This is a genomic window from Nocardia sp. NBC_01327 (assembly GCF_035958815.1).
Lineage (GTDB): Bacteria > Actinomycetota > Actinomycetes > Mycobacteriales > Mycobacteriaceae > Nocardia.
In genome coordinates, this window is the sequence record NZ_CP108383.1 from 8522950 (window position 1) to 8549129 (window position 26180).

The window sequence follows — 26180 nt, forward strand, 5'->3', positions numbered from 1 at the left end:
CTAGGCCTCGGGCGTGAGCTCGGGCTTCGGGGCCTTCACGGGCTCGGGCTTGGATCGGACTTGCGGGAGTTCCGGCTTCGGCGGGATCTCCGCGACCTGCACGCGCGGCAGGAACGTCGTGAACAGTGCATTGGCGCGGCGCATGGCGAATTCGTACGGCCAGGCGAACTTGCGCACCCACCAGTAACCGAAGCGGATATCGAACTGGGTGTGAATCAGGTACCGACCCTTCTGCACTCCCGACAGAATCGACTGCGCCACCTCGTCCGGATTCTTGGCATGCCGCCGGAAACGATTGATCCACGCCTGGATTCGCGGATCGTCCCGATCCACGCCGACAATATCCACGCTCTGCACCAGCGGGGTGTCCACCGCACCCGGCACCACCAGGTGCACGGAGATATCGTGCCGCTCCAGATCGAACCGCAGCACCTCCGAAACCCCGCGCAGCCCATATTTGCTCGCGCTGTAGGCCGCATGCCAGGGGAAGGCCATCAGCCCGGCCGCCGAGGACACATTGACCAGCGCCCCGCCGCGCCCGGCCTTGATCATCGGCGGCACGAAGTTCTCGATCACATGGATGGGACCCATGAGGTTCACATCGACCATGCGTTTCCAGTGCTTGTGCTCGAGGTTCTCGACCGTGCCCCAGGTCGAGACGCCGGCGATATTCATCACCACGTCGAGCGCGCCCACCTGCTCGTGCACCTGCCCGGCGAAGGCGGTGACGGCGTCGTAGTCGCTGATATCGAGGGCCTGCGCGAACTCGACCACGCCGCCCGCGGCGCGGATCTCCGCGACCGCCGTATCCAGGCCGTCGGAATTCACGTCCGTCAGTACCAGCTGCGCCCCGCTACGGGCCGCGGCGAGGGCGGTGGAGCGCCCGATGCCGCTGGCAGCTCCGGTGATCAGAGTCTTCTTGCCGCTGAAGGTTCGCTCGCGCACGCCGGTCCACATCCCTTGATCGCCCCTTTAGTCCACGAACGTACTACGCGCTCAGGTGCGCTCGCGAGCAGCGCGACCCCCAATCGAGCCCCTATTTTCAGGGGGTACCCATCCGACCGGTACCCGGTAGATCCAGGTCGAGGGCGATGCGCCCGGCGGCCAGATGCTGCTCCACCTCATCGGCGGGCATGGGTCGCGCGATCAGAAATCCCTGCGCACGATAGCACCCGAGGGCCACCAGGGTGCGCGCCGCGACGGTCGTTTCCACACCCTCGCCGACCACGCCGAGTCCGAACGAACCGGCCAGTCCGACAATCGATTTCACAATGGCCAGATCGTCCGCGCTGGCGCCCAGGCGCTGGACGAAACCACGGTCGATCTTGACCGCGTCGACCGGCAGCGCCTTGAGGTGGGAGAGCGAGGAGTAGCCGGTGCCGAAGTCGTCGATGGCGATCTGCACGCCCATCCGCTTGAGCCCGCGCAGCGTCACCTGGGTGCGCGCGAGGTCCTGCACCACCACATGTTCGGTGATCTCCAGGCAGACCGAACTGCCGTCGATGCCGTAGCGGCGCAGAATCCCCTCCATGGTCTCCACGAAGTCGAGACTCACCAGCTGCACCGGCGACACATTGATACGAATGACCACGCTCGAGGCCAGCCCCCGCCGCCGCCACGACGCGAACTGCTCACACGCCGTGCGAATCACCCAGCGCCCCAGCTCACCCGCGAGATTGGTGGCCTCCGCGACGCCGACGAACGCGCCCGGCGGCAGCAGTCCGCGCGTGGGATGCTGCCAGCGCACCAGCGCTTCCAGCGCCACCACCCGGCCGGTGCGTAGATCCACCTCCGGCTGATAGTGCAGGATCAGCGAACCGTCCGACACCGCACCGCGCAGGTTCAGCTCGACATCGTCCTGCAGTTCGAACTGGGCGCGCATGGCATCGGTGAAGACCGCGACGCCGTTGCCGCCGCTCGATTTCGCCGACAGCAGTGCGTGATCGGCGCGGCGCAGGACATCGGCGACCGTGGTCTCCCCCGGAATGCCCACGGCCACACCCACACTCGCGCCGCGGCTGACCGTCTCCCCGCCGACCGTCACCCGGCGGGCGATCAGCTGCTGGATCCGGGTGGCCTCGAGATCGGCCGCGCCGGCATCCATCGGCTTGGCCGGGACGATGACGAACTCGTCGCCGCCCAGCCGCGCGATCATGTCGCCGGGATCGAGGTGATCACGCAGCCGGGTGGCCAGCGTGCGAATGAAATTGTCCCCGGCCGTATGCCCGAGGAAGTCGTTGAGCGCCTTGAGCCGATCCAGATCCAGGAAGAACGCCGCCACCGGACCGGGAGCACCCGTCCGCAGCCGCTCCTCCATATGCTCGAGCAGCGCGCGCCGATTGGCCAGCCCGGTCAGATCGTCGTGCATGGCGATATAGCGCAGCCGCTCCTCGGCCACCACGCGCGCCTGCAGCTGCGCGAACAGCGCGGCAATCGCCTTGAGCACATTGAGCTCTCGCGTACTCCATTCGCGATCGCCCTCCTTGACGAAACCGAGCACACCGGTCGATTCACCGCGCGATACCAGCGGCACACACGCCATCGACACCTGCGGAATCCCGGAGGACAGATGGATGGTGTGCTGATAATCGGCATGTTCGGGGATCGGCCGCACGATCAGCGGCTCGATGGCGTTCTCCAGCTTCGCGAACACCGAATCGGCGCGATCGAAGTAGGTGACGCGCAATGGGTCCGGTTCGATGGTGACCGAACGGCTCGGCCATTCCGCGATGAGCACGGAGGCACGTCGTTCCCGGTCGGTGTGGCGCAGATAGCTGAAGTCGACATCGAAATGCTCGACGAGCCAGGACAGCACGCGCTCACTCGCCGCCACCATCGTGGTGGCGTCGACACCCATCAACTCCGAGGCAACCTGGGTTACCAGTGAGTCGAGCGTCTGCCGAGGCACCTTGTCTCCGATCCCATCAGCGGTCTTCCGCACCCGGTGTGGGAAGGCGCCGGCTCCGGACCGTGACCTCCGCCGCATAGCTCAGGCGAAGTACCAACGCCACGGTCTCGTGCTCGGGCACTCCCAGCAAGTCCAGGAAACGGCCTTGAAGTGACGTTAGTGTATCGGCGAACTCGGTGGAAACCGTGTTCAGATCAGCAGCCTGTCGGGCATACAGGAACACGGGAGAGACCGGCTGCACCGCCAGGCCCTGCCGCTGCGCCTCGATCCACACCCGCTGCAGCGTCTCGCCCGCGCGGGCGTAGGCGGTCAATTCGTCGGGGTCGTGCAGCGGCGGGGCCGGGAAGGTGACCACCGCGATCGCCGAGGCGGACAGCACCCGGTCACGGGTGTACTCACCCAGTGCGATGCCGCCGTTCCAGTCCCGAATCCGGTCCATCACATCGGCGCGCCCGGCGATATCGAGCTTGGCCAGTTCGTCGGGCGCCAGTTCCATCGTCCGCAGATCCAGGCCCGTGCGCAGATCGCCGCTGGGCCAGCGCAGTTCGGAGAACATCTCCGCGTGCAGGCTCGGGGTCAGATAGCGCGCCTGGTCGGAGGCGGCGAGCAGGGTCGCGGCGGTCGCCAGATCGTCGGCCTCGGTCACCCACCGCAGGCCGCCGCCCGCCTTGGCCGCGGTGGTGCCGAGGGTGTCGAGTACCGCGGGGTCCAGCGGTTCGCCGCTGCCCAGCCTGCGATTGGTGACGCGGCTGAGCAGATCCGGGTAGTCGCGGGCCAGTTCGGGCTCACTCCAGTCGCTCAGATGCAGGACGGCGGTGAGCGGTGCGGTGCGGCTGTGCCGTCCGGTGCCGGCGGTGAACAGGTCGGATTCGCCGAGCACACCGCGCGCGGCCGCGGCGGCACGAGCGTTGTAGAGCGCCGCGCCGACCGCCACCGCACTGCCGCGATAGCCGATGTCCATGCCCGAGGAGCGCTGCACATCCAGTTCTATGACGATCGCCGAATTCTCGTGGCGCAGTGACCAGGGCTGCACATTGCCGCCCGAGGGGGCGAGCTGGGCGGCAGCGAGCACGGCTTCCACCGCGCTGCCGGGCTGAGCCGCGAGGGCGGGCTCAGTCGGCCACTCCAGCTCGGAGACGGCCGCGGGTTCGGCGATCGCGTCCAGGCTGGCGGCCAGGTCCACCCGGGTGCGGCCGGAGGGCAGCACACCACCCAGCCCGATGCGGCGCACCGCGGCGGCCACGGTGGCGCCGCCGAGTTGTACATCGCTGGCCAGCTGCGGCCAGCTGTCGAGGGTCTGGTCGATTTCCACCAGGCTGGCGGCAAAGCGGTCGGAAAGGCCGTGCGCGTCCAGGATTCGCACCACGAATGGCGCTTTCTCCCGCGTGGTGAGGCCCCGGAGATCGGCGCGCGTCGCACCGCCGAGCAGTCCGTGGAAAGGTTCGCGTTCGGGTTCCAGGTCATAGCGCTCGATATCGAGCAGCCCGCGATCACTGGTCTCCATGAGCAATGGGATGCGATAGCGGCGGGCGGCTTCCCGAACGGCCAGCTTGATATCGAGGGAGTCGCACTCCTCCACCACCAGGGTGAGGTCCGCGAAGAAGTCGTCGACGTTCTCGTCGGTGAGTCCGGCCTCGAAGATCTCCACCGGCAGGTACGGATCGATCTCGGCGATCCGGCGGGCGGTGACCACCGCCTTGTTGACGCCGATATCGAAGAGCGAGCCGGGAATCCGGTTCAGGTTGGCCAGTTCGATGGTGTCGAAATCCGCCAGCTTTATCCGCCCGCAGATGCCCTCCATGGCTAGCGTGTGCGCGATGGCGTGACCCACGCTCTGCCCGACCACACCGATCGTCTGCTGTGCCAGCTTTTCCTGCTCGGAGCGGGTCAGCTTGTTGCGATTGCGATCCAGCCGGACGGTCCGCAGCAATTCCGGGCCGGGCAGAGCTACCGCCGCGTGCCGCCACGGATAATAAATCCAGCGATCCGCTTCCGGACCTTCCGACAATTCTGGGGGCGCGATCAGATCATTGAATTCGGTGCGCAGCAAATCCCGCAGATCGGTGAATTCGATGCCCGGTTCGGCGCGCAATTCATTTATCCGGCGCGCATCCTCCGGATCGGATTCATCGAGAAACAGCGGTCGATATTCCGCGGCCGCTTCATTGTCGGAATTCATTGTCAGGCAAGCCCTCCGGCGCCGGTAAGGTCCGCCGGCAACTCGGTATCGCCGGCCGCGAGCGCGAGTTGCTCGGCTTCGATCAAGGTCAACTGCGGTTCGGCGGCTATCGAGCGATAGGTCCGCATATCCCACCACAGCGGCACGGTTCGATAGCGATCGTCGGGAAAAGGCACCGCGGGAATCCACCAGTCGGAGCGGGCGCCGCTGGTCCGATAGCCCTCGGCAGCGTGCTCACCCGCGGTGACAAATCCGTAGCGGGCGCGCAGTAATGAGGTGACATGCACAACGCAGCGGTCGAGGGCGGCGCCGAGAGCCCGGCGCTGGCCGCGGTCCAGGCCACGATCGGCCCACACGGCCTTCACCTCCACGACACCCTCCGGTATCCGGTCGGCAACCCGCTTACGCAGGGCCGATTCGCCCGCCCGGCCGGCCCAGGCGGCGAGGGCGTTGACCTCGTCCACATGGGTGTACGGACCCTGCACCCGCATACCCGCTACCACGTCTCCGAATGGATCGATGGCGGCCACGAAGAGTGCGCTGGAACGTCCGTCAGCCGTTTTGTCGTATTCGAGTACTGCATCAACTCCATAGCGTCGGTAAGCACGCAATGCGCCGGTGATGTTGCGGCGCCACAGGCCCGGGTGCGCTTGCGGTGTACCCACCCAGAAGGTGCACCCCGACGACGCATCCTGGAATCGCAGCAAGTCCTCATCAGCTGAATCCGACGGGACGACTGCGACTACTTCCACAGCCATACAGTTCCTACTCCGTTGCTGCGCGGGCTCCCGCGCGACTACCGAGCCCCCGCCCGATACGGTCGTGTATCAACCGTGCCCGGTACAGGCACCCAAGGGAGTATCCGCCAGCCGGAGAAAATTGTCCAGGCGTCCGGCAAATCTTCCGAAACCCGAATGGACGTCTAGAAATCCCCCCTGGTCAAACCATTGCTATCAGGTATGAAACACAACCACAAGACTGGTTGGTTTCCATTTAGCTAACAGATGGCTATCAGATCAAGATCGAGATGAACAACTCCAGTTCGGAGGGCCCCGACCAGATCTCGATCTCCTCGCGGTAGGCCCGGGAAATCTCCGCCGAGGCGGTCGCATCGTCCACCTGAGCCCACACATCCTCGGCCGGATCGTGATAATCACCATTCGGTTGGAAGCGGGCGTAGACACCCTTGGGAACCCGGATCAGCACATCGCCGATCGGAGCCTGCTCGGGCGTCGGGTACTGGTAGGAAACCAGGACGTTGTAGTTCCCGGCCGGATCCGGCACGTACACGGTGGCCAGGGGAAGTTCGTCGCCGTCGCGGTCGCGCAGCCGGTCGCGCAGGAATTCGATGAGCTCGCTGTTGCTGACCTTGAAGCTGGGCCGCACCCGCGGCACCACGAGGCCGCCGTACACGCCGCCCGGCCGCACCACGATCGAATAGGTCATGAGGGCTCGACCGCCAGGTACAGCTCGATCTTGTAGGCGTGCGGATAGCACTCGAAATCGCCGCTGTGCGTGCGCCGGATGTGGTTGTGCTCCTCGGCGTAGGCGATCTGGGTCCAGAGATCGGTCATCACCTGCGGAAAGCTACCGACCGAAGAGAATCTGGCATAGGTCCCGCGCGGCAGCCGGGCCACCACGTGACCGCGGGTGACCTCGTCGAAGGACTCGCACTGGTATCCGACGATCTGCGTGTTGTAGGTGCCGAGTTCGGCCGCGTAATCGGTATAGGCCGAGGCGAGCGGGCCGCCGAGTTCCTGATGCAGGACAGCGGCCCAGGCCACTTCCAGATCGTGGTCGCGCAGTTCACCGAGAGCACGTTTGGGGCTGCGCACCGGCAGTCCGGCGACCCATGTCTCGTCCCGCTCGACGATCTCAAACTGCATTGGTAGGAACTCTCTCTGGGTGTGATGCACAGCCCGCTGGCCAACCTTCGCCATGCTATCAACCATGTTCGGGGTGCTCGGGCAACACGACTGGGGCGCTGTCACCGCGCGCCCGGGGGTCACGCCGGATCGCGCCTGCGGTGCGGCCGGGCCAGGGGTGCACGCCAGTGCCGCCAGAGCGCGAGGAAGCGGAGCACCACCGCGCCCGCGCCCGCCAAACCGCCCGTCCAGTAGGTGTATTGGCCGTGGTGCAGCAGTACCGCGGTCGCGGCCGAGCCGAGCAGCGCGGGCACCGCGTAGAGCTCACCGTCACTCAGCACGCTGGGTGTGATTCCGGCCAGTACGTCCCGGACCACGCCGCCGCCGACCGCGGTGACCACACCCAGCGCCGCCGCCGAGGTGGCCGGAAGTCCGTGCTGAAAAGCGCTGACAGTGCCGGTCACACAGAAGATCCCGAGGCCGACCCCATCGGCCATCAGCAGCGGGGTGCGGGTGACTCGATGCGGTGGATGCCAGAAGAAGATGAGAGCAGCGGCCAGTAGGGCCGTGGCCGCATAACTGACATGCACGAAGGCCGTCGGCGGAGTCTCACCGATAATGAGGTCGCGCAGGATGCCGCCGCCCGTCGCGGTGCAGACCGCCAGGACCGCGATGCCGACCACATCGAAATTCCGGCGCACCGCGAGCAGCGCACCCGACACGCCGAATGCGAACACGCCCACCAGATTTCCGACCTTCTGGGCCGTCCCGACGGCATTGCCGAGCTCGACGAGATCACTCACGGCACCGGTTCCTTTCACTGTCGCAAACAGTCGGCTACCGGGGCACAGTATGCCTCGCCGCCGCGCCGCGCCGACATCTCCCGCTCGACCGGGCGATGTGGTTGAGTCACCCTCGTGTGCCGGACAATTGCGGAGCTCGAAGCGCAGCTCACAGCCTGTCGCGCCTGCCCCCGACTGGTCGAATGGCGGGAACAGGTCGCGCACGACAAACGCGCCGCATTTCGTGACGAAAATTACTGGGGCAAACCAGTTCCCGGACTAGGCCCGGACGACGCCCGAGTCCTCATAGTCGGCCTGGCCCCAGCCGCCCACGGCGGCAATAGAACTGGCCGCATGTTCACCGGAGACCGCAGCGGCGACGTACTGTTCGCCGCCATGCACGCCGCCGGCCTGAGCAACCAGCCCCAGAGCACCCACCTCGGCGACGGCCTGCAGCTCCTGGGAACCCGAGTCACCGCCCCGGTCCACTGCGCCCCACCCGACAACAAACCAACCCCCACCGAACGCGACACCTGCCGCCACTGGCTCGTCACCGAACTGGGCCTGATGGCACCAACTGTCCGCTCCATCGTGGTCCTCGGCGGCTGGGGCTGGCAGGCCCTACTCCCCGCACTGTCCGAATCCGGCTGGGAAATCCCGAAACCCAAGCCGCGCTTCGGACACGGCGTTCATTACGAACTCGCGCCCGCGCGGGACGACCGCGCGCCACTCCACCTATTCGGGAGCTATCACGTAAGCCAGCAGAACACCTTCACTGGACGACTCACACCCGCGATGCTTGAAGCCGTACTGGTCGAAGCCAAGACCGCCGCCGGCCTGGATAACGACTGAAGCGCGGACCAACTGGAGTCGATTCACTTCAGCGATGGGGAGACAGCGGCCATCGCTTGATCCTGCATAGGCGTCGGAGACCTTGTCGCCCCGGCCTGAGCGGTCAAAGATCGGCCGGCACATGCAAAATTTGCCGCTCTGATGCGATCTTTGACCGCTCAGGCCGGATACCCCGGTGAACCGGTGTGTGCTCGCGCCCTGCTGCATCTCGCACCGCAACCGATACGATGCGGTCGTGAGCAGGGCCGATAACTCCCCCACCGGCGATGTGGTCGGCCCACTGGTGGGCACCGCCGAGACAGCTGCGCCGATGAATCGCCGCGAACCGTCGCGAAGCGCGGGTTCCGGCGGCGATACGCCGGTCAAGCGGCGACGGTCGCAGACTCGGCAGCGGTTGCTCGATGCGGCATTCGATGCCTTTGCCGAAGACGGGCTGGGTCGATGCACTGTCGAGCAGATCTGTGAGCGGGCCGGATTCACGCGCGGCGCGTTCTATTCGAACTTCACCTCATTGGAGGAGTTGTTCCTCGCCATGTGGGAACAGCGCTCGGCGGCAATGCTCGAGCAGGTGACCGCGGTGCTGGACACCGACCTCCCCGTCGACGATCCGCAGCAAGTGGTAGAGCATGTGCTGGCCGCAGTCCCCGTGGACGACAAGTGGTTTCGCATCACCTCCGAATTCACCGCCCACGCCCTCCGCAACCCACCCCTGCGCCGAGTGATGGTCGCCCGCGAGGAAGCCATCAGCGCCGCCCTCACCCCCGTCCTCACCCGCCTCCTGAAGCGCGCCGGCCGCCAAGTCCCCGACCCGGTAGCCCTGAGCCGAGCCCTGATCGCAGTCCACGACGGCACCATGGCCCAATGCCTCCTGGAACCCGACAGTCCCTCCCTCCGCACCTACCGCCTAGACCTCTTCCTCCGAGTCCTCGACTCCTACACCACCCCCCTCGATTCCCCCTGAGAAACCGCCCCCAACCAGCCGATTCGGCGACACCCCCGCCCACCTGCTAAAGTTTTCCACCGCAGGCCGGTAACGGTCAGCGGCTGGGGCTATAGCGCAGTTGGTAGCGCGTCTCGTTCGCATCGAGAAGGTCAGGGGTTCGATTCCCCTTAGCTCCACTCATCACAGATCCCCGGGCCAGTGGCCCGGGGATCTGTGCGTTGTGCCGTTACTCGAGCCTTGTTACCGCGTTGTCCCTATCGGTAGTCGTACCGAGTCTCAGGGCTCCCGATTGGTTCGGAGAATGGCGTCGCAACCCATGGGAATCCTCTTGTCCAGCACAGGGAGTGCGGGCTCGATGCCGGTGATCGGTGGGCTTCTCAGTGGCCTCTCGGCCACCGGTTGCCGCACGATCGTCCGTGACCTGCGGGCGATCGTCGTTTCGGGGCTACATGGAACCGGTCGGGCCGGGTTGCACCTGGACGGTGATGGTATCCAGGTCGGCTCCGTTGCAGAATGCGCTTACCGTGTGGGGGCCGGCCATGATCGGGGACACTGTTTTCGAGGCGACGCCTGGATCGGCGAAGACCAGGAATTGTGAGTTCGGAACGATATTGCCGTCCACTCGGACGTCGCAGTTGGCGCCTGCGCCGTCGGCTTGCACCGTCACTGTTATCTGCCCGACGCCGCCTTCCGCGCTGGAGCCGGTCGCCTGGGCCTGGGCAGACTGGCCTCCGGCCATCATCATCGAGCCCGCAATCCCCGCCGCCACGAACGCATGGATTCGTTTCATGGCCAGGGACCCTACGCGGTGCGTGACAGCCGGGAGAGCTTTGGATTGGGTGGGTTTCGCATCAGGTCTGCAACATGGGAAGGCCCTCGACCTGGTACTGGTCGAGGGCCCTTTTTCGTGCGATTAGAAGTGGCCCGGTCATCCGTCTGTCAGGGGCGGCGGTGGGGGGTGTTGTAGGGGTGGGTGGCGGTTATGGTGCGGCCGTCGAGGCTGAAATCTAGGTGGATGCGCCAGAGTTGGCGGATTCGGTGGTCGGACCAGAGGCCTCGGGTGGGGTCTATGCGGTAGAAGACCTGTTGGCCTTGGTCGGGGGGTTTGATGTTGTTGTAGAGGGATGTGTCTGCTAGCCAGGGGAATTGCTCGAAGCTGAGTTGGACTGCGTGCTGGATTTCGGCGGGGTCGGTGACCAGGGTGGCTCGGCCTTGGATTTGGAGGGAGCGGATGTCGGCTCGGCCGGTGTAGCCGTCGGGTGGGAAGTAGCTGGTTACGTAGCTGACGTTCGGGTTGTGTTGCATCTGTGCGTGTTTGCGGTTGTTGTGGAAGGTGTGCATGTAGGTGATGAGGCCGTCCGCGGTGATGTGCATGGCGGAGGCGGAGGGGTGGCCTTCGGCGTCGAGGGTGGCCAGGGTGGCCAGTTGTTCGGTGCGGAGTAGGTCGGTGATCGCTTCCTGGATTTCGGGGAGGGTTGGTTCTGGGGTGGGCATGGCGAGTCCTCCGTCGAACGGCTCAGGCTGGGGCGGGGAAGCTCAGGCCGAGGTCTGCCAGGACGGCCAGGGCCGCGGCGCGGGCGCCGCCGGTGACGCCCTGACCGGGGTGGGTGGAGGGGCCGACGAGGTAGAAGCCGTCGGCGGGGAGGCGGTAGCCCATGTTCGGAAGGGGGCGGAAGCCCATGAATTGGAAGAGCTGGCAGCCGAAGTGGCCGGCATCGCCGTCCACCCAGGCCTCGTTGTAGCGGGCCATATCGAGGGGGCTGTGGACTACGCGCGAAAGCACCTGGGCGGCAGTGATATTCGTGGTCATTTCGCTGAAGGTGGCGAAGACGCGGTCGAAGATCTCTTCCTTGCGGGTATCCCAATCGCCCTCGGCGAGCTCCATGGGGGCGTAACCGAGCAGGTAGAGCGTGTGGTGGCCGTCGGGGGCGCGGGTGGAATCCCAGCGGGTGGCGGTGGAGACCGTGGGGATGGTGTGCACGGGTTCGCCGTATTTCAGCTGGTCGAAGGTGCGCAGCAGTTCGGGCAGCGGGAGGGTGATCTCCTGGAAGCCGGCTTCGGTCACCTCCGGCCCGGCGCGGAATTCGGGCGGTTCGCTCAGCACGATATGGCCCGCCACCAGCCGGAAGCTGGCCGGTTTGATGCGATTGACCTGACGTTCCCATTCGGGGCCGAAGCGGTGGTCGACCATGGCGGGGATCTGTTTTATATTCAGATCGGCCAATACCGCACGGCGGGCGGTGAATTCGGCGCCGTCGGCGCACCGCACGCCGACCACGCGATCGCCCTCGAAGCGGAATTGCTCGACTTTCATTCCGGTGCGGATACTTCCGCCGCGCGCGGCCAGCGCCGCGGCGAGCGCGTCGGACAGCGATTGTGATCCGCCGATGGCCAGTCCCATGCCGTAGCGGTGAATGAACGGCACCATCAGCAGCAGGAACGCCCCCGTGCCGCCCTCGTCGGGCGCGACCAGCAGTTCCGATACCCAGCGCACCAGGGCGGCTTTGACTTTCGGATGTTCGAACCATTCATTGCAGACGTCGAGATAGCTCATCATGAGCACTCGCATTGTCTCCCTGCCGATTTCGCTCTGCTCGAGCTGTGCGAACAGGGCGCCCAGCGGTGCGGGCGGGACGAACAGTGAGGGCAGCAGCTGATCCAGCAGCGGACTGGCGAATTCATAGAAGCGTAAATAGTTTTCGGCGTCCGCCGGGGAGATCCGGGCGATGGTCTCCGCGGTTTTGTGCACATCCGAGTAGAAGGCGATGAAGTCCCCGTCGGGGAAGACCACCGACATACTCGGGTCCGGATACACATAGCTGAGCCCGTGCTCCGACAGCAAGCCGAGCTCGTCCTCCCGAATCATCGGATTGCCCTGGATGAAGATGTGCGCCGCGGCATGCAGGTCGTGATGATGACCGGGCAGGGTCACCTCCTCGCTGACCACGCCGCCGCCGATCTCCGGCTTCGATTCCAGCACAAGCACATCCAGCCCGGCCGCGGCCAGATACGCCGCGGCGGTGAGCCCGTTGTGGCCCGCGCCCACCACGATCACGTCGTGCTCAGCCATGGTGTGCTCCCAGTCCGTAGCCGCCGTCGATGTCCCAGACCGAGCCGGTGACGAATCCGCCGCTGCCGGAGTCCAGCAGGGTGAGCACCGGTCCGGCCACCTCATCGGCGGTCGCGATGCGCTTGATCAGGTTGGTGGCGAGAACGCCCTCTTCGAGCCCGGGTATCGCCGCGGCGCCCGCCCGGAACCCGGGCGTCTCGGTAATGCCCGCGCATACGCCGTTGACCCGAATTCCCATGGGCCCCAGCTCACTTGCCCAGGTCGGCACCAGATAGTGCAGTGCGGCCTTGGTCGCGCCGTAGACACCGGTACCCGGTCCCGGCTTGCGGCCGATGGACGAGGAGATCACCACGATGGCCGAGTCCGGCTGCTTGGCCAGAGCCGGCGCGGCCGCGGCGACGGTGGCGATGGTGCCGCGCAGATTCACATCGATAATGCGATCCACCTCGGCCATGGGCTGTGCGAAAACCACTCCGGGAATGAGGATTCCGGCATTGCACACCACCAGATCCAGGCTGTCGCCGGTCTGCAGTGCGTGATCGACGGCACGGCGCGCCGTCTCGGGATCGGAGATATCGCCGCTGACCCAGGACGCGGCCGGGCCGAGCCGCTCGACGGCGGCGGTGAGTGCCGCTTCCCGCCGCGCGGTCAGGACCACGCGGGCCCCTTCGGCAACCAGCGCGGCGGCGATGGCATAGCCGATTCCTTCGCTCGATCCGGTGATCAGAGCGGTCTTACCGTCAAAGCGCATGAGACTCCTTATCGATCAATAACGCCCCCTGGGTGGAAACCGCCCTGCGCCACTGCACAATTCGGCCATTGTCGGGGGATGTACGAATGGTCAGTAGGTCGCCGTCCAGCTCGGCCACCCGAATCTGATCCACGCCCACCCAGTCGGGACGGGAGCAGACCAGGATCAGGTGGTGCAGGACGCCGTTGTCGAGGCGCCAGCGGCCGCCGTACCCCATGTAGTCGGCAGGACCCGCGCCGGGCGCGGTGCGCATCATGCCGACCGCGAGATGGCCGCAGGCGGTGTAGAGCAGGAACCCGTCCGGATCCGCGCCGAGCGGGCCGGTGATCGGCCCACCCGCCGCATCGGTGTCGTGGAAGGATTCCAGCCGCCACGCGCCCACCAGTTCCTCGGGCCGCGGCATGCGCTACCGCCAGCCGCGCGGATTGCGGAACACGCTGTGCGCCTGCGCATCCGGAAGACGCCGCGACGGAAGGGAAACGGGTTCATCGTCGAACAGCAGCACCAGCGCGAGCGCCGCGATGAGTTCATCACTCAATTCGTCGTGCAAATCGAAAACAGCTGTGGGATACGACATCTGGACTCCTCGACTACTGGGGCGGGTTGCCGTGTTTACGCGCGGGGATATCGGCATGCTTGGCGCGCAGCATGGTCAGCGAGCGGATCAGCACCGAACGCGTATCGGCCGGATCGATGACGTCGTCGATCAGCCCGCGTTCGGCGGCGTAGTAGGGGTGCATGAGCTCGCGCGCGTACCGGCCGACCAGCTCGGCCCGCATGCCGGCGGGATCCTCCGCGGCGGCGATCTGCTTGCGGAACACCACATTCGCGGCGCCCTCCGCACCCATGACCGCGATCTCATTGGTCGGCCAGGCCAGGGCCAGATCCGCGCCGACGCTGCGCGAATCCATCACGATGTACGCCCCGCCGTAGGCCTTGCGCAGCACGATCGAGATGCGCGGCACGGTGGCATTGCAGTAGGCGTACAGCAGCTTCGCGCCGTGCCGGATGATCCCCCCGTGCTCCTGGCCGACGCCGGGCAGGAAGCCCGGCACGTCCAGCAGCGTGATCAGCGGAATATTCATGGAATCGCACATCTGCACGAAGCGCGCCGCCTTCTCGCTGGCGCTGATATCGAGTGTGCCCGCGAGGCAGTTCGGCTGATTGGCCACGAAACCGACGGTGTGCCCGTCCATTCGGGCCAGAGCGACGATGATATTGCCCGCCCAGCGCTCGTGGACCTCCAAATACGCACCGTCATCCGCGATTTCGGCAATGACCTCACGCATGTCGTAGGGCACGGTGCCGACCTCCGGCACCAGATCGGTGAGCGCGGGGCAGCGCCGGTCGGCCGGATCATCGGTCGGCGCCACCGGCGGCAATTCCCGATTGTGCTGCGGCAGAAAGGACAGCAGATACCGCACATCGGCGAGACAGGACGCCTCGTCGTCGTGCACGAAGTGCGCGACCCCGGACCGCTCGGCATGAATATCCGCGCCGCCCAGCCCTTCCAGGGTCACCGACTCCCCGGTGACGGCGGTGACCACCTCGGGCCCGGTAATGAACATCTGCGAGATGCCCCGCACCATGAGCACGAAATCGGTCAGCGCGGGTGCGTACGCCGCACCGCCCGCGCACGGCCCCAGCATGACGCTGATCTGCGGAATCACCCCGGACGCAGCGGTATTGCGCCGGAAGATGCCGCCGTAGCCCGCCAGCGCCGTCACGCCCTCCTGGATCCGGGCCCCGGCGCCGTCGTTCAGCGAGACCAGCGGCGCACCGGCCGAGAGCGCCAAATCCATGAGCTTGTGGATTTTTTCGGCATGCGCCTCGCCCAGTGCGCCACCGAAGATGCGGAAATCGTGTGCGTAGACGAAGACGGTCCGCCCGTCCACGGTCCCCCATCCGGTGACGACGCCATCGGTGTACGGCCGGTGCTCGAGTCCGAATCCGACGGCCCGGTGCCGCCGCAGCGCCTCGATCTCGGTGAACGAATCCGGATCCAGCAGTAGCGAAATACGTTCCCGCGCCGTGAGTTTGCCCTTGGCGTACTGACGCTCGGTAGCGGCGGCGTCGGGCCCGGATTCGGCCAGCTCCTTGCGCAGGCGCAGTTCGTCGATGCGATCGAAGGTGGCCGGATCGGATGAGTACGGCAGCGTGGATTCCTCGGTCATGGTGTCTCCTCGGTCAGGCGGCGGCGCGGTCGAGCAGGCAGGTTTCGAAGAACGCCAGCACGCCGGCGTGGTACGCGCGCGCCGCCCAGCCGAGGCTGATGTTGTGGCCCGCGTGCGGTACCCGGGCGACGCTGGTGCGGGGCGCGGACTCGAACAGTGCGGGCAGTTCGCCGAGCGCGGCGGCATCGGTGCGCCACCACCGTTCCTGTGCGGCGAAGCTGAGCTGTACCGGAATCCGGATGCGCGCGGCCACCTCCGCGAAGGTGTCCGGCCAGGTCAGGGTGTCGGCCAATTCCAGGGGCGGCGGCGTATCCACCGCGGAGCCGATCTGCGTGAAGGTCCCCGGCGGATACAGCTGCAGGTCACCCCAATTCCGCTTCCACACCTTGGCGCCCGGCGCCAGCGGCGCGAACCGGTGCCCGCACCCGGACACCTCCACTCCCCCGAACTCCGGCGCATCGCCCGCGAGGGTGAGCGCGAGCTTGCCGCCGAAGGAATGCCCGAGCAGGAACAGCCCGGCCCCGATGTCATTGCGCGCGGTGAAGCTCGCGAGTGCGGCGCGCACCGTGTCCACCTGCTCGGCGAGCGATTGCCCGTCCGGCAGCAGATCCGCGGACGCGCCGTACCCGGGCCGGTCGAGAGCCAGCACGGCGTACCCCATCCGGGTGGCGGTGGTCAGCAGTGAGACATCGGGATGCGCGAGCCCGTGGAAATAGGCCGAGGACATCCCCGCCCCGTGCAGTGCGACGATGGTGGCCCGCGGCAGGTTCAGCGCAGGGGTGCTGAACAGCGCGGACAACTGAATACCGTTGGCGTCCAGCAGTATCCGGTGCACACCCGGAGCCACCACCCGTATCGGGTCGGCCCGGCTCATGATCCGGCCTCCGCATACTGTTTGGCATGCCGCAGCGTCGCCAGGCTATTGGTGCTCAGCGCTCGCTGCACGTACGCCTTGGCGCCGGCCAGATCCGCCTCTGGCCCGAGCACCGCGGCGATATTGTCGGTGTTCACCACGACGCTGTGCTGCGAGGACACCGACACCCCGTGCTGGTGCGGCCGCACCGTCCAGTACCCGGTGTGCAGTGTCATCAGTGCGGGCATGGTGATCTGCTTGTACGCGATCTTGTGATGCGGGAACACGATTCGATACGACATGGTGCGGTGCTGCGACCCGTCGACGGCGACGGTATCCATGGCCAGTGACTGCATCCCCGGCCCCGGTTCGGTCAACTCCACCCCCGCGACGTGCGGCAGTCGCTCGGGCCACAGGTGCGCGTCACTGATGAACCCGAAGACGTCCTCGGCCGCACCCTGCACCTCGACCGTGTCCTCGAACGAGAAGGCCGAATCCGCACCCGCGTCACCGAGTTCGATACTGCGTTTCAGCGCCGCGAGTTCGGTGCGCGAATTGCGGTCGACCACGTCGTCGATCCAGCTCAGCCGGTCCGCGCTGACCGCCCGGTAGTCGTGCAGCAGCCGGACGTGGGAGCGGTCGTCGGGCAGCGTATCGACAATCCAGGTGCCGCCCATGGCGGCGATCGGCGCACTGCTGACCTCCTGGCGGAATTCGATGCGGCGGCGCTCCGGATCCAGCACGCGCCGCGAGACCCAGTGCTTGACGCCCTCGCCCGCGGTGGCCCAGATTCTGATGCGCTGTTCCCGCTCGTTGTTGTCCAGATAATCGGCGAAAATGGTGGGCGGGAACAACTGTGGCCAGTTCTCCACCTCGGCGAGCAGGCGGTAGACGGTGGCCGCCGGCGCGGCGACCTCGATGCCGTGCTCGGTCTGTCCCGTAACGGATTCGGTTGTCTGCGCAGTGGTTTCGGCCATGATGCATTCCCTTCAGAAGTTTCCGAGTCCGCCGCAGACGTTCATGGCCTGCGCGGTGATGGATGCGGCGGTATCGGAGGCCAGGTAGCCGACCAGCCCGGCCACCTCCTCCGGCGTGCAGTAGCGGCCGAGCGGAATCTTGGCGGTGAACTTCGCCATGACGGCTTCCTCGGTGGTCTGCTGCAGGGTGGCGTAGTTCCGCCGGACCTGCTGTGCCATAGGCGTTTCCACATAGCCGGGGCAGACGGCATTGACCGTGATGCCGGTCGGCGCGAGTTCATTGCCCAGAGACTTCGTGAAGCCGACCACGCCGTGCTTGGACGCCGAGTACGGCGCACCGAGCACCACACCCTGTTTGCCCGCCGTCGAGGCGATATTGATGATGCGACCCCGTCCGCGATCGCGCATACCGCCGGTGGTGAGCACCTCCCGGGTCATCCGGAAGACGCTGTTGAGATTGGTGTCGATGACGTTGTCCCAGACCTCGTCGCCGAGATCGGCGGTGACGCCGCCACCGCTGATGCCCGCATTGTTGACCAGCACATCGACCGGGCCGAAGCGCGCGGTGGCGGCGGTGACGAACTCGCGCACCGAATCGCCGGACCGCACATCGACTGTGCCGCCGTCCACGTCGAGACCGATCTCCCGCAATTGCTTCACGGTGGTGGCGACGTTCTCGGCCGTGCGCGCCCCGAGGTAGACCCGATAGCCCCCGGCCCCGAGCAGCTGGGCCACGGCCAGGCCGATACCGCTGGTCGCGCCGGTGACCAAGGCATGTGATTGCGACATGGTGACTCCTGCTACGTGGTGGGGAGGGGAATGAGCGCGTTCACGGCGGCCAGGAGGGCGCGCGGGGTGTTCGCGTCGATGACGGTCGAATCCTCCAGCGTCACACCGAATTCCCGTTCGACGCGGCTGGCCGTCTCGAGCATGGCCAGGGAGTCGTAGCCGAGATCCTCGAAGGTGAGGTCGAGGATGTCGGAGGCCAGGTCCACCTCCTCGGGAGCGCCGGAGCCCTCCTCGAGAATGCGGGTGAGGTCGTCGAGGGTGAAGGTCATGGGATATCCCTTTCTTCGGTGGCGGTGAGGACGACGGCGGAATTGAATCCGCCGAGGCCGCGGGCCAGTACGAGCGCGGCACGCACCGTTGCGCGCCGCGCCCCACCGACCACCAGATCCAGTGGTGAATCGGAGTCCGGCGTGACATTGATGGTCGGCGGGATCTCGCCGGCCGCCATGGCGAGCAGTGCGGTGGCCACATCGAGCGGGCCCGCACCCGAATACAGCCGCCCGGTCATGGTTTTCGGTGCGGTGACCGGCACCGCGCGGTGACCGAATACGGCGGCGATCGCCTCGGCCTCGATGCGGTCGAGCTCCGGGACACCCGCCGCGTCGGCGAAGACGACATCGATATCGGCGGCCGCGAGACCCGCGTCGGCCAAGGCCATTTCGATCGCCGCGCACAGTGCGGGTTCCCGGCCGGTATGCGGCGCCGGATCGAAAGTCGCCGCGTAACCGGCGATCTCGCCGTAGCTGTGCGCACCGCGACCACGGGCCGTCTCCGCCGACTCCAGAATGAGAATGGCGCCGCCCTCACCGGGCACCTGCCCCGATGCCCGCGAGTCGAACGGCAGATAACCGAGCGCGGGGTCACTGCCCGCATGCACCCGGCCGCTGGTCCACAGTGCCGCCCAGCCCCACGGGCAGAGCGAGGAGTCCATACCGCCCGACACCATCAGCGGGATGCCCTTGCGAATCTGCCTGCGGGCGTGCGCGATTGCGTCCAGACCACCGGCCTGATCGCTGACCACCACCCCGCTCGGGCCCTTCATTCCGTGGCGGATGGAGATCTGCCCGCTGTTGACCGCGTAGAACCAGGCGAAGGACTGATAGGCGCTCACGTACTGACTGCCCCGGCTCCACAGGGCGCACAGCTCGCGCTGGGCGAATTCGAATCCGCCCGAGCCCGCGGCGGTCACCACGCCCATATCGAATTCGGCGAGCGATCCGGTATCGATGCCGGCGTCGGCCAGCGCCCATTCCGCCGCGACCAGCGCCAGGCGGGTGACCTGATCGGTCTGCGGCAGTAGGCGATTGGGGAGATGCTCGGCCGCCTCGAACCCCGGAATCTCACCCGCCAGCGTGGCCGGATACTCGGACGGATCGAAGCGGGTGATGCGGCCGATGCCGCTGCGCCCGGCGCGGGTCGCCTCCCAATACGCCTGTCTGCCCATGCCGTTCGGCGCGGTGATGCCGATTCCGGTGACCACCGCCGTGGTGCGGTCGAGCTCGGATTTCGCCGCGGCGGGTGTATCGGTGCGGTAGCGCACCACGTCGACTCCATTGATCAGCGCGCCGGTCATGCCGCGGCTCCCGTCACGGTGGTCAGCACCATGGCGCTCTGGAAGCCGCCGAATCCGCTGCCCACGGTCAATACGGTGTCGGTGCGGTGCTCACGCGCGGTGAGCGGCACATAGTCCAGATCGCATTCCGGGTCCGGGGTGTGCAGATTCGCGGTCGGCGGAACCACATTGGCGCCGAGCGCCAGCACCGATGCCGCGATCTCGATGGACCCGATGGCGCCCAGCGAATGCCCGACCATGGATTTGATCGAACTCACCGGGACCTTGTAGGCGTGCGCGCCCAGACTGCGCTTGAACGCCGCGGTCTCGTGCCGGTCGTTCTGCTTGGTGCCCGAACCGTGCGCATTGATGTAGTCGACGGATTCGCCGGGCACCCCGGCCTCGCGCAGTGCCACCCGGATGGCCTCGGCCATTTCGGCACCGTCCGAACGCAATCCGGTCATGTGATAGGCGTTGGCGCGGGTGGCATACCCGGCGACCTCGGCGTAGATGTGCGCGCCGCGCCGGCGTGCCGCGGACAGTTCCTCCAGCACGAACATGGCGGTCCCCTCCCCCAGCACGAAGCCGTTGCGGGACGCGTCGAACGGGCGCGAGGCGCATTCCGGCGCGTCGTAGCGCGGTGTCGTCGCCTTGATGGCGTCGAAGCAGGCCATGGTGATCGGCGAAATCGGCGCATCCGACGCACCGGTGACCATGACATCGGCCGAGCCGTCGGCAATGAGCTGCACGGCGTACCCGACCGAGTCCAGGCCCGAGGTGCAGCCGGAGGACACCACGGTCACCGGTCCCTGCGCACCGACGGTCAGCGCCACCTCGGCGGCGAACGAACTGGGCATCAGATGCTGATAGAGGTGCTGGTCGGCGTACTTCTGATCGACCAGGTGCAGGCGCCCGCCATTGCTGATGACGCGATAGTCCTGTTCCAGTCGCATGGTCGCGCCGACGGCGCTGCCCAGCGCCACGCCGATGCGGAACGGGTCCAGGGTGTCGAATTCCAGGCCGCTGTCGGCGACCGCGCCGCGCGCACCGACCACCGCGAATTGCCCGGTGCGGTCGAGCCGCTGGATCTCCTGCGGGGTGAGGCCGTGCAGTTCGGGATCGAAATCGACCTCGGCCGCCACCCGGGAGCGGAATTGATCCGGATCGAAGAAACTGATGCGCCGGGTGGCGGTGCGGCCGGAGGTGAGCAGCTCCCAGAACTGTTTGGCGCCGACCCCACCGGGGGCGATCACCTCCATTCCGGTAATGACAACGCGCCGGTTCTTCATGCTGTCTCCCAGTGGTAGAAGCGCTCCGCAACGGCATCGGCGGGCTTGCGCCAGGTGGCCGCGTCGTACTTCTCGATGAGTGGATCGAGGTCGTCACAGATCTGGATGAAGCGCGGATCGGCCTGCTTCCACGCCTCGGCGATCACCGCGCCGCCGTCCGGGGTCTCGAAATCCTGCAGGTGGAAATAGACGCCGTGGTAGGCGAACAATTGCCGCCGCCGGGTGCCCATGCGATGCGGCACCTCGGTGGTATCGAAGTCCGCGAACAGCTTTGCGACCTGCACCCGGCGGGCGGGCGCGAGCCGGTTCACCACCAGCGTGCTGTACATGCTCGGGTGCACCGGGCCGGGCAGCCAGTGGTAGTAGCGCCGGGCCGCCGGGCGGAACGGCACCGCGGCATGGTCGTAGGCGGTCACACCGGGGACCAGGTCCGGGCCGGTGTGCTCATCGGGCGACGGCGCATCGCTGTCGACAATGTGGATGAGCAGCTCGTTGTGGTAGTGGAAGAGTTGTCGCCGCACTGTTTTCGGTTCCGCCGGGGTATCGGCGGTGTCGAATTCCGCGAACCCGGCGGCAACCCGTTCCCGCTCCGCGGTGGTCATTCTGGCGACCGTGACAGTCGTATGCATGCTTCCCTCGGTTCTGAATTCGGCAGTGTCAGTTCTGGATTCGGCCTATCAGTTCTGGATTCGGCAGAGCACGGCGCCGGTGCCGATGCTCCGGCCGATCTCGGTGATGAGCCCGACCACGGTGCCCGCCTTGTGCGCGGTGATCGGCTGCTCCATCTTCATCGCCTCGATCACCGCGATGAGCTGGCCGGAGGTCACCGAGTCACCTTCTGTCGCAGCGACTTTCACCAGTGTTCCGGACATCGGCGCGATCAGGGTGTCGCCGGTGGGACGATCGGCCGGACCGGTGCGGGCGGCGCGCTGTACGGGCCGGGGCGCGGGTTTGCCGCCGCGTGCGGGCAGGGTCACCTCGACCCGCCTGCCACGCACCTCGACCACCACGGTCTCGCGCGGCGCCGGAATATCCTGTGCCACAGCACCGTCCTCGTACGGGGCGATGGCGTTGCGGAATTCGGTCTCGATCCAGCGGGTGTGCACCCGGAAGGGCGCATCGGTGAAGTCCGGATCGGTGACAACGGCCCGGTGCAGCGGGAGCGTGGTCGGCAGGCCGTCGATCTCGAATTCACGCAGCGCCCGCGCCGCCCGCTGCAGCGCCTGCGCCCGGTCCTCGCCGGTCACAATGAGTTTGGCCAGCAACGAGTCCCACTGGGCGCCGACGATGCTGCCGGACTCGATGCCGGAGTCCAGGCGCACACCCGGGCCGCTCGGCGGGCGGTAGCGGGTGACAACACCCGGTCCGGGGAGGAAGTTCCGGCCCGCGTCCTCGCAATTGATGCGGAACTCGAGGGCATGCCCGCGCGGGGCCGGATCCGGGTAGTCCAGCAGACCGCCGGCGGCGAGGAGCAGCTGCTCCCGCACCAGGTCGATGCCGGTGATCTCCTCGGTGACAGGGTGTTCCACCTGGAGCCGGGTATTGACCTCCAGGAACGACAGATCGCCGTCCGCGCCGACGAGGAACTCGACCGTGCCCGCGCCGCGATAGCCCGCCGCGCGCAGAATGGCCTTCGAGGCGTCGGCCAGCGCGGTCTGCTGCGCCGGGGTGAGGAAGGGCGCGGGGGCCTCCTCGACAAGCTTCTGATGCCGCCGCTGCAGCGAGCAGTCCCGGGTCGACACCACCACCACATTCCCCGCCGTATCGGCCAGGCACTGGGTCTCCACATGCCGGGGCCGGTCCAGATACCGCTCCACGAAGCATTCGCCGCGCCCGAACGCGGCCTGCGCCTCCCGCACCGCGGAGTCGAAGCATTCGGGGATCTCGGCAAGCGTGCGAGCGACTTTCAGGCCGCGGCCGCCGCCACCGAAGGCGGCTTTGATGGCCACGGGCAGTCCGTGCTTCCTGGCGAACGCCACCACTTCGTCGGGATCGGTGACCGGGCCGGGGCTGCCGGCGACGATCGGCGCTCCGGCCGCGGCGGCAATGCGGCGGGCGGTCACCTTATCGCCAAGGTCGCGGATCACCTCGGGGGGCGGGCCGATCCAGATCAGCCCCGCCGCGAGTACCGCGGCGGCGAAATCGGCGTTCTCGGAGAGGAATCCGTAGCCCGGATGCACCGCGTCGGCGCCGCAGGCCCGTGCCGCGGCGAGCACGGCCCCGATATTCAGGTAGCTGGTCGCGGCGGTGTCGCCACCGAGTGCGTAGGCCTCGTCCGCCGCGCGGACATGGACGGCATCGCGATCCGGGTCCGCGTACACCGCCACGCCGATGATGCCGGCATCCCGGCACGCCCGCGCTATTCGCACCGCGATCTCACCGCGGTTGGCGATCAACACTTTTCGCACGGTGTCTCCTGAAAGTCGTTGGGATTCAGGAACAATCGTGCGAAGTCAAGATCGACACCAGGTGAACGGCGACTCCGGGGACCTTCAGATGCTGTACCGGCGAAAACCTCGAGATCTCCGGGTTCCTCCGATTCATCCGGTGCGCTTCAAGATCTGCGCCGCCCGGTTGCCGGGCGCCGCGCCCGCACCTACCATGACGCTCCCGCGCAGCGCCGCAGCGCATTTCGCCAGCGGTCGCATTTATATGGCTTGCCATGTATTCTCGGGTGCAACCGGACGGACATCGATGGAAGGTGGGCATGGAACCGCTCGAGACGCTGCCGATGGACCGGCGCACCTCACTGGGATACGTGATCAACCATCTCGCTCGGCTGATGGAGCAGGCGCTGCGCGATCGTATCGCCGAATACGGGGTGGTGCCAGGACAATTCGCGCAAATGCTCGCGCTGTACGAGAAGGACGGCGTCTCACAGAACGAGCTCTGCGAGAAGGTGCGCATCGACCAGTCGACCATGGCGCACACGCTCAAGCGGATGGAGCGCGACGGGCTGATCCAGCGCACCGCCGATCCCACCGACGGGCGGCGGGCACTGATCTACCTCACCGATCGCGCCCAGGAGCTGCGGGCCGCACTGGTCGCGGCCGCACTCGAGGTGAACGACATTGCCACGGCGGGCTTTCCGGACCCGCAGGAGGAGGACTTCCTCCGCATGGCTCGACAGGCCATCGGCAACCTCGAAGCCGATCGGGCCACCTGACCGTCGAAGAGAGGTACACCATGCTCTCCCGCATCCATCCCCTCGCGGGCGCACTCGGACTGCTCACCATCGCGACCTTCTGGACCTCGACCGTACTGACGGAGATCTTCGGATCCCGGCAGGACGTCACCACCCTGAAGCAGACCATTCCGTGGGCGCTGCCGCTGCTGGTGCTCGCCCTCGCGATCACCGGGGCGAGCGGCTTCCGCCTGTCCGCGGGATCGACGCTTCCGGTCATCCTCGCGAAGAAGCGCCGGATGCCGTTCATCGCGGGCAACGGCCTGCTCATCCTGGTCCCCTCGGCGATCACGCTGGACGTGCTCGCGAGCCACGGCCACTTCGGGGTCGCGTTCTACTGCGTGCAGGCGCTGGAACTCCTTGCGGGCGCGACCAATATCGCGCTGATGTCACTGAATATTCGTGACGGTCTCCGGCTCACCGGCCGGCTCGGCACCGGCGCCGGGAAACCGAGTGGACACGATCGCTCGGACAGCACGGATCCATCCGTTGCCGTGGGCAGCGAAGAATCTCAGGGATGAAAAATGGACAAGATTTCCGACAAAGAGCTCCGTGCCGAGATCGCGGCACTGCGCGCCGAGGTTCGCGAATTGCGCGACCATCGCGATATCGCCGCGCTCTTCGATAGATTCTTCTTCTTCGAGGATCGCAAGACGATGAATGACGCGTGGGCCGAATCGCTTTTCACCCGCGATGTGCTGCTCGAATTGCCGCCCGAGGATTATCGGGGCCTCGAGGGGCTCGCCGAGCATATGACGGAGGTCGTCGCATTATTCGGCCCGACGCACCACGTCACCACCGACTGTCATGCCGATATTCACGGGGATAATGCCGTCATCAGGTTGAATCTCACCGCAACACACGAACATGTCACCTCAGGCGCACCGCCGCTCATCGTCTGGGGATATATCGAGGCGAACGCCCGGCGCACGGTGGCGGGCTGGCGATTGAGCCGTATGAATCTGACCAAGGTGATGCGCACCGGCGAGGCGCCGGCCGGTTATATCTTCGATGAGCATCTGAACGTCATCGCCGTCGGCGACTGATACCGGAAAGGCCGCTGACTCGCCGAGTCAGCGGCCTTTCTCGTTTCCGGACGTCTCTCAGTCGGGGATATCGGCGACCGGCATCAGCTTGAAACCGATACCGCGGACCGCGACGATCCAGTCGCTCGATCCCAATTTCGCGCGCAGGCTGCTCACATGCGTGTCCACCGTATGCTGCGACCACGACCCGTCCCACACCTCGCTCAGAATCTGCTGCCGCGGCACCACCACTCCCGGCCGCCGGGCCAGCAGGCCGAGCAGATCGAACTCTTTCCTGGTCAGCACCACCGGCCTGCCGCGAATCTCCACCTCGCGGGACGCATCGTCGATGCGCAGTGAACCGCACCGGGTGACCGACTGCTCCTGCTCGGCCGGGTCCGGGCACGCGCGCCGCATGACCGAATCGATTCTCGCGACCAGTTCCCTGATGCCGAACGGCCGGGCCAGATAATCGTCCGCACCCGAACGCAGACCGAGAACACAATCGAGTTCGGAGGTGCGGTCCGTGACCACGATGATCGGCACGGCATGCCGGGCGCGAATCGAGCGGCACACCGCGAAACCGTCGAAATCGGGAAGATCCGGATCCAGTAGCACCAGATCGGCCCGATCGAACAGCTTCATGGCCATTCGCCCGGTATCCACCATTGCCACCTGATGGCCGTACCTCGGCAACTCCCGGGCGAGTCCGCCGCAGTCTCCGGAACTGGCCGCTATCAGAATTCGCCAGGACCTGTCGACCACCGAAATATGCATATCGGGGAAACTCGGCTCGAGGTCGATGTCGATTTGCCGCAGCTCGCTGCTTTCCATATTTGGAATGCCCCCACCGTCCCGGACACATGAAGTGTCGCTTTGACGACCACGCTTCGGTGGGCGGCCGGGTGTTCAACTAACATCAGACTAGGCGATAGCCTGCTGTCGATCAAACCGTGGCGACGAATTCCAGCGGTAGTGAAGTATCTA

28 protein-coding genes and 1 tRNA gene are annotated in these 26180 nt (G+C 66.6%); 6 read left to right on the forward strand and 23 right to left on the reverse strand.

Annotated features, from left to right (window positions below):
• From OG326_RS39335 to OG326_RS39365, 7 genes are all read right to left on the reverse strand, one after another.
• The gene (locus OG326_RS39335) at positions 1-957 is read right to left on the reverse strand and encodes an SDR family oxidoreductase (protein WP_442790882.1); all 957 of its coding nucleotides are present in this window, start codon (positions 955-957) and stop codon (positions 1-3) included.
• Positions 958-1042: 85 nt separating this feature from the next.
• Positions 1043-2908, reverse strand: a complete 1866-nt coding sequence (locus tag OG326_RS39340) for a putative bifunctional diguanylate cyclase/phosphodiesterase (protein ID WP_327142169.1) — start codon at positions 2906-2908, stop codon at positions 1043-1045.
• A 16-nt stretch (positions 2909-2924) separates the two neighbouring features.
• Entirely contained in the window at positions 2925-5087 is a 2163-nt protein-coding gene (locus tag OG326_RS39345) for an Rv1355c family protein (RefSeq protein ID WP_327142170.1), read from the reverse strand.
• Between the two features lie 2 nt (positions 5088-5089).
• Positions 5090-5617, reverse strand: coding sequence for a hypothetical protein (locus tag OG326_RS39350; RefSeq protein WP_327142171.1), 528 nt, complete (start codon positions 5615-5617; stop codon positions 5090-5092).
• 481 nt (positions 5618-6098) lie between these two features.
• Positions 6099-6533, reverse strand: a complete 435-nt coding sequence (locus OG326_RS39355) for an effector binding domain-containing protein (protein WP_327142172.1) — start codon at positions 6531-6533, stop codon at positions 6099-6101.
• Positions 6530-6973, reverse strand: a complete 444-nt coding sequence (locus OG326_RS39360) for a GyrI-like domain-containing protein (protein WP_327142173.1) — start codon at positions 6971-6973, stop codon at positions 6530-6532. Before OG326_RS39360 ends, OG326_RS39355 begins: the two co-directional genes overlap by 4 nt.
• Before the next feature lie 119 nt (positions 6974-7092).
• Entirely contained in the window at positions 7093-7755 is a 663-nt protein-coding gene (locus tag OG326_RS39365; RefSeq protein WP_327142174.1) for a trimeric intracellular cation channel family protein, read from the reverse strand.
• A gap of 114 nt (positions 7756-7869) precedes the next feature.
• On the opposite strand from OG326_RS39365, the gene OG326_RS39370 reads away from it, so the two are divergent.
• The 3 genes from OG326_RS39370 (at position 7870) to OG326_RS39380 (ending at position 9705) form a co-directional block, all read left to right on the forward strand.
• Entirely contained in the window at positions 7870-8586 is a 717-nt protein-coding gene (locus tag OG326_RS39370) for a uracil-DNA glycosylase (protein ID WP_327142175.1), read from the forward strand.
• 310 nt (positions 8587-8896) lie between these two features.
• The gene (locus tag OG326_RS39375; RefSeq protein ID WP_327146735.1) at positions 8897-9547 is read left to right on the forward strand and encodes a TetR/AcrR family transcriptional regulator; all 651 of its coding nucleotides are present in this window, start codon (positions 8897-8899) and stop codon (positions 9545-9547) included.
• Positions 9548-9632: 85 nt separating this feature from the next.
• Positions 9633-9705: transfer RNA gene (locus OG326_RS39380), tRNA-Ala, on the forward strand.
• A 269-nt stretch (positions 9706-9974) separates the two neighbouring features.
• Here OG326_RS39380 and OG326_RS39385 read toward each other — a convergent pair.
• The 15 genes from OG326_RS39385 to OG326_RS39455 all read right to left on the reverse strand — a co-directional run bounded on the left by OG326_RS39385 (position 9975) and on the right by OG326_RS39455 (position 23392).
• Positions 9975-10319: a hypothetical protein gene (locus OG326_RS39385; RefSeq protein WP_327142176.1), complete on the reverse strand. Its 345-nt coding sequence runs from the start codon at positions 10317-10319 to the stop codon at positions 9975-9977.
• A gap of 149 nt (positions 10320-10468) precedes the next feature.
• Positions 10469-11023 carry a pyridoxamine 5'-phosphate oxidase family protein gene (locus OG326_RS39390; protein WP_327142177.1) on the reverse strand — a complete coding sequence of 185 codons (555 nt, stop codon included), beginning with the start codon at positions 11021-11023 and terminating at the stop codon, positions 10469-10471.
• A gap of 22 nt (positions 11024-11045) precedes the next feature.
• A complete protein-coding gene (locus OG326_RS39395; protein ID WP_327142178.1) occupies positions 11046-12599 on the reverse strand; it encodes a phytoene desaturase family protein in 1554 nt (517 codons plus the stop codon).
• Positions 12592-13350, reverse strand: a complete 759-nt coding sequence (locus OG326_RS39400) for an SDR family NAD(P)-dependent oxidoreductase (RefSeq protein ID WP_327142179.1) — start codon at positions 13348-13350, stop codon at positions 12592-12594. Before OG326_RS39400 ends, OG326_RS39395 begins: the two co-directional genes overlap by 8 nt.
• The gene (locus tag OG326_RS39405; protein WP_327142180.1) at positions 13340-13753 is read right to left on the reverse strand and encodes a lipocalin-like domain-containing protein; all 414 of its coding nucleotides are present in this window, start codon (positions 13751-13753) and stop codon (positions 13340-13342) included. The genes OG326_RS39400 and OG326_RS39405 overlap by 11 nt, the downstream gene beginning before the upstream one ends.
• Before the next feature lie 3 nt (positions 13754-13756).
• Positions 13757-13927, reverse strand: coding sequence for a hypothetical protein (locus OG326_RS39410; protein ID WP_327142181.1), 171 nt, complete (start codon positions 13925-13927; stop codon positions 13757-13759).
• 13 nt (positions 13928-13940) lie between these two features.
• Positions 13941-15524, reverse strand: a complete 1584-nt coding sequence (locus OG326_RS39415) for an acyl-CoA carboxylase subunit beta (RefSeq protein ID WP_327142182.1) — start codon at positions 15522-15524, stop codon at positions 13941-13943.
• A 13-nt stretch (positions 15525-15537) separates the two neighbouring features.
• Positions 15538-16398 carry an alpha/beta hydrolase gene (locus OG326_RS39420; protein WP_327142183.1) on the reverse strand — a complete coding sequence of 287 codons (861 nt, stop codon included), beginning with the start codon at positions 16396-16398 and terminating at the stop codon, positions 15538-15540.
• Positions 16395-17354: an aromatase/cyclase gene (locus OG326_RS39425; protein WP_327142184.1), complete on the reverse strand. Its 960-nt coding sequence runs from the start codon at positions 17352-17354 to the stop codon at positions 16395-16397. Before OG326_RS39425 ends, OG326_RS39420 begins: the two co-directional genes overlap by 4 nt.
• 12 nt (positions 17355-17366) lie before the next feature.
• The gene (locus OG326_RS39430; protein WP_327142185.1) at positions 17367-18143 is read right to left on the reverse strand and encodes an SDR family NAD(P)-dependent oxidoreductase; all 777 of its coding nucleotides are present in this window, start codon (positions 18141-18143) and stop codon (positions 17367-17369) included.
• Between the two features lie 11 nt (positions 18144-18154).
• On the reverse strand, positions 18155-18412 hold the full coding sequence (locus tag OG326_RS39435) for an acyl carrier protein (protein WP_327142186.1): 258 nt from the start codon (positions 18410-18412) through the stop codon (positions 18155-18157).
• Positions 18409-19716 (reverse strand): ketosynthase chain-length factor, encoded by a 1308-nt coding sequence (locus tag OG326_RS39440; protein WP_327142187.1) that lies wholly within the window; start codon positions 19714-19716, stop codon positions 18409-18411. The genes OG326_RS39435 and OG326_RS39440 overlap by 4 nt, the downstream gene beginning before the upstream one ends.
• The gene (locus tag OG326_RS39445; protein ID WP_327142188.1) at positions 19713-20984 is read right to left on the reverse strand and encodes a beta-ketoacyl-[acyl-carrier-protein] synthase family protein; all 1272 of its coding nucleotides are present in this window, start codon (positions 20982-20984) and stop codon (positions 19713-19715) included. The genes OG326_RS39440 and OG326_RS39445 overlap by 4 nt, the downstream gene beginning before the upstream one ends.
• Positions 20981-21613: a TcmI family type II polyketide cyclase gene (locus OG326_RS39450; protein ID WP_327142189.1), complete on the reverse strand. Its 633-nt coding sequence runs from the start codon at positions 21611-21613 to the stop codon at positions 20981-20983. The genes OG326_RS39445 and OG326_RS39450 overlap by 4 nt, the downstream gene beginning before the upstream one ends.
• A 48-nt stretch (positions 21614-21661) precedes the next feature.
• Entirely contained in the window at positions 21662-23392 is a 1731-nt protein-coding gene (locus OG326_RS39455) for an acetyl/propionyl/methylcrotonyl-CoA carboxylase subunit alpha (RefSeq protein ID WP_327142190.1), read from the reverse strand.
• A gap of 299 nt (positions 23393-23691) precedes the next feature.
• On the opposite strand from OG326_RS39455, the gene OG326_RS39460 reads away from it, so the two are divergent.
• From OG326_RS39460 to OG326_RS39470, 3 genes are read left to right on the forward strand one after another with little or no spacing between them, the layout of a single operon-like run.
• Positions 23692-24150 (forward strand): MarR family winged helix-turn-helix transcriptional regulator, encoded by a 459-nt coding sequence (locus OG326_RS39460; protein WP_327142191.1) that lies wholly within the window; start codon positions 23692-23694, stop codon positions 24148-24150.
• 20 nt (positions 24151-24170) lie between these two features.
• Positions 24171-24689, forward strand: a complete 519-nt coding sequence (locus OG326_RS39465) for a hypothetical protein (RefSeq protein ID WP_327142192.1) — start codon at positions 24171-24173, stop codon at positions 24687-24689.
• 3 nt (positions 24690-24692) lie between these two features.
• Positions 24693-25214 (forward strand): nuclear transport factor 2 family protein, encoded by a 522-nt coding sequence (locus OG326_RS39470; protein WP_327142193.1) that lies wholly within the window; start codon positions 24693-24695, stop codon positions 25212-25214.
• A 57-nt stretch (positions 25215-25271) separates the two neighbouring features.
• On the opposite strand, the gene OG326_RS39475 is transcribed toward OG326_RS39470, so the two are convergent.
• Complete coding sequence (locus tag OG326_RS39475; protein WP_327142194.1) at positions 25272-26027, reverse strand: response regulator transcription factor; 756 nt, start codon at positions 26025-26027, stop codon at positions 25272-25274.
• Positions 26028-26180: the final 153 nt, after the last annotated feature.

Coding starts and splice junctions, on each gene's coding strand:
- OG326_RS39335 (WP_442790882.1), bottom strand. CDS start 957: ATGTGGACCGGCGTGCGCGAGCGAACCTTCAGCGGCAAGAAGACTCTG.
- OG326_RS39345 (WP_327142170.1), bottom strand. CDS start 5,087: ATGAATTCCGACAATGAAGCGGCCGCGGAATATCGACCGCTGTTTCTC.
- OG326_RS39355 (WP_327142172.1), bottom strand. CDS start 6,533: ATGACCTATTCGATCGTGGTGCGGCCGGGCGGCGTGTACGGCGGCCTC.
- OG326_RS39360 (WP_327142173.1), bottom strand. CDS start 6,973: ATGCAGTTTGAGATCGTCGAGCGGGACGAGACATGGGTCGCCGGACTG.
- OG326_RS39375 (WP_327146735.1), top strand. CDS start 8,897: ATGAATCGCCGCGAACCGTCGCGAAGCGCGGGTTCCGGCGGCGATACG.
- OG326_RS39385 (WP_327142176.1), bottom strand. CDS start 10,319: ATGAAACGAATCCATGCGTTCGTGGCGGCGGGGATTGCGGGCTCGATG.
- OG326_RS39390 (WP_327142177.1), bottom strand. CDS start 11,023: ATGCCCACCCCAGAACCAACCCTCCCCGAAATCCAGGAAGCGATCACC.
- OG326_RS39395 (WP_327142178.1), bottom strand. CDS start 12,599: ATGGCTGAGCACGACGTGATCGTGGTGGGCGCGGGCCACAACGGGCTC.
- OG326_RS39400 (WP_327142179.1), bottom strand. CDS start 13,350: ATGCGCTTTGACGGTAAGACCGCTCTGATCACCGGATCGAGCGAAGGA.
- OG326_RS39405 (WP_327142180.1), bottom strand. CDS start 13,753: ATGCCGCGGCCCGAGGAACTGGTGGGCGCGTGGCGGCTGGAATCCTTC.
- OG326_RS39410 (WP_327142181.1), bottom strand. CDS start 13,927: ATGTCGTATCCCACAGCTGTTTTCGATTTGCACGACGAATTGAGTGAT.
- OG326_RS39415 (WP_327142182.1), bottom strand. CDS start 15,524: ATGACCGAGGAATCCACGCTGCCGTACTCATCCGATCCGGCCACCTTC.
- OG326_RS39420 (WP_327142183.1), bottom strand. CDS start 16,398: ATGAGCCGGGCCGACCCGATACGGGTGGTGGCTCCGGGTGTGCACCGG.
- OG326_RS39425 (WP_327142184.1), bottom strand. CDS start 17,354: ATGGCCGAAACCACTGCGCAGACAACCGAATCCGTTACGGGACAGACC.
- OG326_RS39430 (WP_327142185.1), bottom strand. CDS start 18,143: ATGTCGCAATCACATGCCTTGGTCACCGGCGCGACCAGCGGTATCGGC.
- OG326_RS39435 (WP_327142186.1), bottom strand. CDS start 18,412: ATGACCTTCACCCTCGACGACCTCACCCGCATTCTCGAGGAGGGCTCC.
- OG326_RS39440 (WP_327142187.1), bottom strand. CDS start 19,716: ATGACCGGCGCGCTGATCAATGGAGTCGACGTGGTGCGCTACCGCACC.
- OG326_RS39445 (WP_327142188.1), bottom strand. CDS start 20,984: ATGAAGAACCGGCGCGTTGTCATTACCGGAATGGAGGTGATCGCCCCC.
- OG326_RS39450 (WP_327142189.1), bottom strand. CDS start 21,613: ATGCATACGACTGTCACGGTCGCCAGAATGACCACCGCGGAGCGGGAA.
- OG326_RS39460 (WP_327142191.1), top strand. CDS start 23,692: ATGGAACCGCTCGAGACGCTGCCGATGGACCGGCGCACCTCACTGGGA.
- OG326_RS39465 (WP_327142192.1), top strand. CDS start 24,171: ATGCTCTCCCGCATCCATCCCCTCGCGGGCGCACTCGGACTGCTCACC.
- OG326_RS39470 (WP_327142193.1), top strand. CDS start 24,693: ATGGACAAGATTTCCGACAAAGAGCTCCGTGCCGAGATCGCGGCACTG.
- OG326_RS39475 (WP_327142194.1), bottom strand. CDS start 26,027: ATGGAAAGCAGCGAGCTGCGGCAAATCGACATCGACCTCGAGCCGAGT.